Source organism: Puniceibacterium sediminis (assembly GCF_900188035.1).
GTDB classification, from domain to species: Bacteria; Pseudomonadota; Alphaproteobacteria; order Rhodobacterales; family Rhodobacteraceae; genus Puniceibacterium; species Puniceibacterium sediminis.
The window spans coordinates 1-5,378 of sequence record NZ_FZNN01000048.1; the positions used below are offsets into that span (position 1 = coordinate 1).

General features: G+C 65.7%; 5 protein-coding genes. 2 read left to right on the top strand and 3 right to left on the bottom strand.

The genetic code is table 11. The annotated features are described in order from the left end of the window. Nucleotides 1-1,929 (top strand): tetratricopeptide repeat protein (locus CHB75_RS21830; protein ID WP_176439244.1); only part of this gene is annotated, 1,929 nt, incomplete at its 5' end. A gap of 304 nt (nucleotides 1,930-2,233) precedes the next feature. Here CHB75_RS21830 and CHB75_RS20985 read toward each other — a convergent pair. From CHB75_RS20985 to CHB75_RS20995, 3 genes are all read right to left on the bottom strand, one after another. Beyond that, nucleotides 2,234-3,037 (bottom strand): ABC transporter permease subunit, encoded by an 804-nt coding sequence (locus CHB75_RS20985; RefSeq protein WP_089274090.1) that lies wholly within the window; start codon nucleotides 3,035-3,037, stop codon nucleotides 2,234-2,236. 32 nt (nucleotides 3,038-3,069) lie between these two features. Next, entirely contained in the window at nucleotides 3,070-3,924 is an 855-nt protein-coding gene (locus tag CHB75_RS20990; protein ID WP_089274092.1) for a PstC family ABC transporter permease, read from the bottom strand. A gap of 241 nt (nucleotides 3,925-4,165) precedes the next feature. Next, a complete protein-coding gene (locus CHB75_RS20995; protein WP_089274094.1) occupies nucleotides 4,166-4,981 on the bottom strand; it encodes a substrate-binding domain-containing protein in 816 nt (271 codons plus the stop codon). Between the two features lie 201 nt (nucleotides 4,982-5,182). On the opposite strand from CHB75_RS20995, the gene CHB75_RS21000 reads away from it, so the two are divergent. Further along, on the top strand, nucleotides 5,183-5,378 hold a 196-nt coding region (locus CHB75_RS21000), incomplete at its 3' end, for a hypothetical protein (RefSeq protein ID WP_141135171.1).

Here is a 5,378-nt window from a genome sequence, read left to right on the forward strand (position 1 = left end):
GATCTCGGCCGCCGGGAGGACGCGCTGGGGGCCGCAGAAGAGGCCGTGGCGCTCTACCGCGACCTCGCCGCCGCGCGGCCGGAGGCCTTCACGCCCAACCTGGCCGCATCGCTGAACACCCTCGCGAACCACCTCTCGGCGCTCGGCCGCCGGGAGGAGGCGCTGGCGGCCGCCGAGGAGGCTGTGGCGCTCTACCGCGACCTCGTGGCCGCGCGGCCGGAGGCCTTCACGCCGGACCTGGCCGGATCGCTGAACAACCTCGCGAACCATCTCTCGGATCTCGGCCGCCGGGAGGACGCGCTGGGGGCCGCAGAAGAGGCCGTGGCGCTCTACCGCGACCTCGCCGCCGCGCGGCCGGAGGCCTTCACGCCGGACCTGGCCATTTCGCTGAACAACCTCGCGGGCTTCCTCTCGGGCCTTGGTCGCCGGGAGGACGCGCTGGAGGCCGCCGAGGAGGCTGTGGCGCTGCGCCGAGACCTCGCCGCCGCGCGGCCGGAGGCCTTCACGCCGGACCTGGCCATGTCGCTGAACAACCTCGCGGGCTTTCTCTCGGATCTCGGGCGCCGGGAGGCCGCGCTGGAGGCCGCCGAGGAGGCCGTGGCGCTGCGCCGCGACCTCGCCGCCGCGCGGCCGGAGGCCTTCACGCCGGACCTGGCCGCATCGCTGAACAACCTCGCGAGATTTCTCTCGGATCTCGGGCGCCGGGAGGCCGCGCTGGGGGCCGCTGAAGAGGCGGTGGTGCTCTACCGCGACCTCGTGGGCGCGCGGCCGGAGGCCTTCACGCCCAACCTGGCCGGATCGCTGAACAACCTCGCGAAAGTCCTCTCGGCGCTCGGGCGCCGGGAGGCCGCGCTGGGGGCCGCTGAAGAGGCGGTGGTGCTCTACCGCGACCTCGTGGGCGCGCGGCCGGAGGCCTTCACGCCCAACCTGGCCATGTCCATCAGCGTTCTGTCGGACATGCACCGCGATCTTGGCGACCATGCCCGCTGCCGGGCGGCGTGCCTGGAGGCCGCAGCCCTGCTGGCGCCCTTCATGGCCCGGCATCCGGATGCGCATGGCGGGCTCTTCGGGCAAATCCTGAAAGATTACGCCGCCGCCTGCGCCGCCCTCGGCGAAGAACCCGACATGGGTCGTCTCGCCCCGCTTCTCGCCGAGGTGGGCGTGACGCCAGTCGCCACAGGTGGCCGGGATCCGGCCGCTGTCGAGGCCGCGCTCGACCAGCGGCTTGGCGCGCTGGACATGCCTGTCGCGCTTCCGATCATGGCGCCGGGATTTGATTGGACGCATCCCGATCGCGGCGCCGCGCTGGAGTTGCTTGCAAGGCTCGACCTGGCCGCTGGTGACACGCCCTTCACCGAAACCCATCAGGTGACTGGCCTGCGTATCGCCCGTCTGCCGTGCTGCGCCGGGCTGGTCCTCGCCGACATCGCCATCGCATCCGATCCACCGGCCGCCGCCACCCTGCTGATCGGCCCGGCCGGTGTGGTCGGCCTTTACGGCACAGCGCAACCGCTACAGGCACTGAACACTGCGGGCCTCATCGATATGGGTGATGCGGAAAAGGCGGCGGCATACCTGCGGCTGTACTGCGCTGCGGTCGGCGGCGACGATGGCCCCTTCAGGATCGTTGACGGGATAGGCGATCTGGCTCTGATCGACGACACGCCCGAGACGGACCGAACCCGCCTGTCTGAACTCATCGAACCGCTGCAGATCGCGCAGGACGGCGATACCTGGTCCGGCAGCGGTACGGCCTGCTACGGGACGACCCTGTTTCGCGTATCGTTCCGGCTGGACCGCAACGGCCGGGTGGAGATGCTCGACGACACGCCACTGGCGGCGGATCTGTCGCTGCATCCCGTCCGGTATGAAGGCATGTTCCGCTTCCTGAACCGGGCGGACAGCAAACCAGAGCAGGACAAGAGTTGAACCCATGGCAGTCCCGGACAGTGAAAGCATCACACGCAAGTACGGCTATGTCGCCATTCCAGCCACGCAAAATTGAGCCGGTGGGATCTCATAATCTACTCGCGGCTCTTGAAGTGCCAGCTCTCGTTTCCGGCTTGGGTTTTCACAGCTACGGGCCAGCCAGTCATGCAGTGTGGGCATGAAGACCTTTTTGAGGTTCGGCCGCGACATGTTGCGGCCGAAGTGGAAGCCATCTGTCGCATCCTTTGACTTCAAGAGATGGCAATAGAGCTTCAGATCTGCCTCACGGGTCCATCCGCCCGCGCTATGGCCGCGATGCGACGACCACCAGCAACTGCAGCGTGATCGTCAGAAGCAGGAGCACGAAGGCTGCGGCCGCAGCAGTGGGCAGCCCACCGCCGATTTCGACCGCCAGCATGTAGACATAGACCGCGAGCGTCGAGCCGCTGCTGTCCCAACTTTCGATCAGCCGCGAACTGAAACCAGCCGTCAGAACGAGGGCCGCCGCGTCCCCGAATGCACGCGCGCCTGCAAGCAGAATCGAGATCGTGAGGCTTGGCCATGCCGCGGGCACGACCACGTGCATCAGTATTTGCTGTTCGCTGTATCCCAGCGCCCTGCACGGGGCCGCATGGCGTTCCATGGCGCGTGACAGGCCTTCGTTGAACCCGGATGTCATGATTGGAATGAGAAGCGCCGCAAGCGTCAGCACCCCGGCTGCCGCCGAGACCCCGAGACCGAGGGCATGGCCAAAGATCGCCGCTCCAGCGAGGCCCCACAGAAGTCTTGGCAGACACAGGCCGACATCGACGATCTGGCGGGCCGTAGTCAGGACACGTCCTTTGATGCCATGCCGGCGTGGGCGTGCGCCGTTGTGAGCGATTGCCGCGGCCAGAGCGACCGGAACTGCGATGGTCAGCGCCAGGCCAACGATGATGAAGGTATTGCCGAGGATAGGACCGATGCCACCCGACAGGCCCGCATTTTTCGGGGCCTCTATCAGGAAGCTCAGGCTCAGACGGGTTGCGCCGGCATGGCCGAGCCAGATCAGCAGAGCGGACATAAGCAGGATCGGGATCAGAAGTCCGAGACGTTCAAGCAGTTTCATGGGGCAGTTCCTTTCTGTGGATGCTTGGGTGTTCAGCTTAGGCTCAGGCGCCGCCGCACCGCCCTCGCCAGACCTGCACCCAGAAGGTTGAGGGTAAGGATGAGCACTGACAGCGTGGTCGCCGCGACGTAGAGGGCAGACAGGTGCGCGCCGGTCGCAGCAGCATGGTCCTTCAGGATTGCGGTGGTCAGGGTGTTTGCAGGTCCGAACAGATCGGGCAGGACCCCTGCGGAAATGTTGCCGATGACCAAGGATACGGCAGTGGCTTCACCCATCGCCTTGCCGAGCCCAAGCGTCGCCGCAAGAATAATAGAGGGCAGCACGGCGCGCAGGACGATCCTGTAGACGAAGTCGCGCCGCGAGTAGCCGAGTGCATATCCGCAGGGCCTGAGCCGGTCTCCCTCCTGACGCAGCGCTGCTGCGACCAGCAATGTGAAGACCGGAAAAATCATCACGAAGAGCGTGGCGGCACCGGATATCATCGTGAAACCCATGGCCGGGACCAGAAGGGTCAACCCGGCCAGCCCCACAATGACCGAAGGCAGTCCCGCCATCGCACCGAGCGCTGCCTGGCAAACGAGGCTTTCGCGATCCCCTGCGAAAAAAACCAGGCGCACGGCGGCCGGAATGCCGAACAGAACGGAAAGGCCGGTCGCTATCGCAGCCATCTCGAAGGTCGCGGTGACGAGCGGTGCCAGACCGTAGCTTGCGGCGACTGGCCGCCAATCCAGTGCCAGCAGGTCGCGCCACCCATGGTCCCCGAAAAATGCCTTACTTTCGAGGCCGATGAACCAAAGCATCGCAAGGACCGCGATTGGCGCGATCGCGCCAATGATGGCGGCGCACGCAATCAGATTCCAATCGGCATTCCTCTTTTCGGATTTCATTTTCCACTCCTTACTGTTGCCAGGCAGCCCGAAACGCGCCAAGAATTGCGCTCTTCAGGGTGCCTTGGTGCTTCTGGTCTGACCCGGCGGTTGGTTCTTTTGCGGGGACGGTCGGCCGGGTCGGTTCAGGTTTCGATGATGGCCAGTTTGCGGGATCCTGTTATGTTGGTCTTCGCCGGGAACTCGCGCGAAACTTCGTGCATTGTGGCCCGCGCCCCTGGGGACACGGGCCTGATCGCAATCAGGGCACAGGCAGAAATCCCCGCGCACTGAGCATCGCACCGACTTCGGGGCCCATGAGGAAAGCCACAAAATCAGCTGACGCCGGGCGTGTCCGCCCTGGGGCGGGCTTCGGCAGGGTCAGCCACAAGGTGCGTGCAAGCGGATAGCTGCCGTCGGCAAGCGTGCTGAGCGTCGGGTACACGCCCTCGACCGGGAGGATGCGGATCGGCGCCCCACTTTCAATCGCGGCCATTGCGTCGGATGCCGAGACGTAGCCGATCGAAGCCGGCAGCGCCGCGATCATGGCAAGCACTTCTCCATTCGACCCTGCGACGGCTTCGGACATCACGTCGGTCTGCGCGAGAGCCACACCCTTGGCGAAGGCCTGCGCCGTGCCGTGCGCCCATGCCTTGGAGATGCGGGACATCCCGTCCGGTGGGGAAGATGCCGCATAGAGGTCATGCAGCTCGCCCAGCGTGATCCCATCGATCGCGACGTCTTCGCCTACGACGACAGCCAGCGCATCCCGTGCGAACGGGATTACGAGAACCGCTTTAGCTTCTTCCGGCGTCAGGTCTCGCGCGACGCCACCGAGGTCCGCCTTGCCGGAGGCGACCGAGCGCACCCCGATAGAGGATCCTCCGCCAGCGATATCGATCCTGACGTCGGCGTGAGCGGCTTCGAAAGCTGCGGCAGCTTCGCTCAGAACGGGGATGTGTGTGGTGGCGCCCTCGTAGGACAGCGTCGTTCCGGTGCGTTTGCAGGCAGCGGTCGAGCCGAGTGCGATGGCGGTGATGGCGAGGGCCATCAGTTTGCGGCGTGTGGTCTGGACCATTGTAGGGTCCTCCTCTGGTTTTTCCGTTGCGCTGGTTCATTTGCGGGGACGGGCGCGCGGGATGGTTTTCCGGGGCGGGAGTGTCGCCGGATGAGCCATTGAAGCCGGATTTTGGGGGTGTTTGGAGAACCGGAAGTTGCGTGAAGTTTCCTGCCGACCTACGGTCAAGGCGTATTGACGCGAAGCGGGATTGTTTGAGGTATGGGACCAGAGGACGAGCAAACGGACTTTGGCGCCGCGTCAGGGAGCGGATCCCGGGATATTCAGGTCGGGAACGTCTTCGCGCTTGGCTCCGTGGTGCTCGAAGGTCTGCCGCCGGTTGCGCCGACGCTGCCGCTCCTGGACCGGGCGCAGATCATCGACGGGGGCGAGCCGAGCCTGTTCAATGCGCTGAGCT

What these genes read in the sequence shown, in the direction of transcription:
- CHB75_RS20985 (WP_089274090.1), bottom strand. Translation starts at nt 3,037, where the DNA reads ATGAAACTGCTTGAACGTCTCGGACTTCTGATCCCGATCCTGCTTATG.
- CHB75_RS20995 (WP_089274094.1), bottom strand. Translation starts at nt 4,981, where the DNA reads ATGGTCCAGACCACACGCCGCAAACTGATGGCCCTCGCCATCACCGCC.
- CHB75_RS20990 (WP_089274092.1), bottom strand. Translation starts at nt 3,924, where the DNA reads ATGAAATCCGAAAAGAGGAATGCCGATTGGAATCTGATTGCGTGCGCC.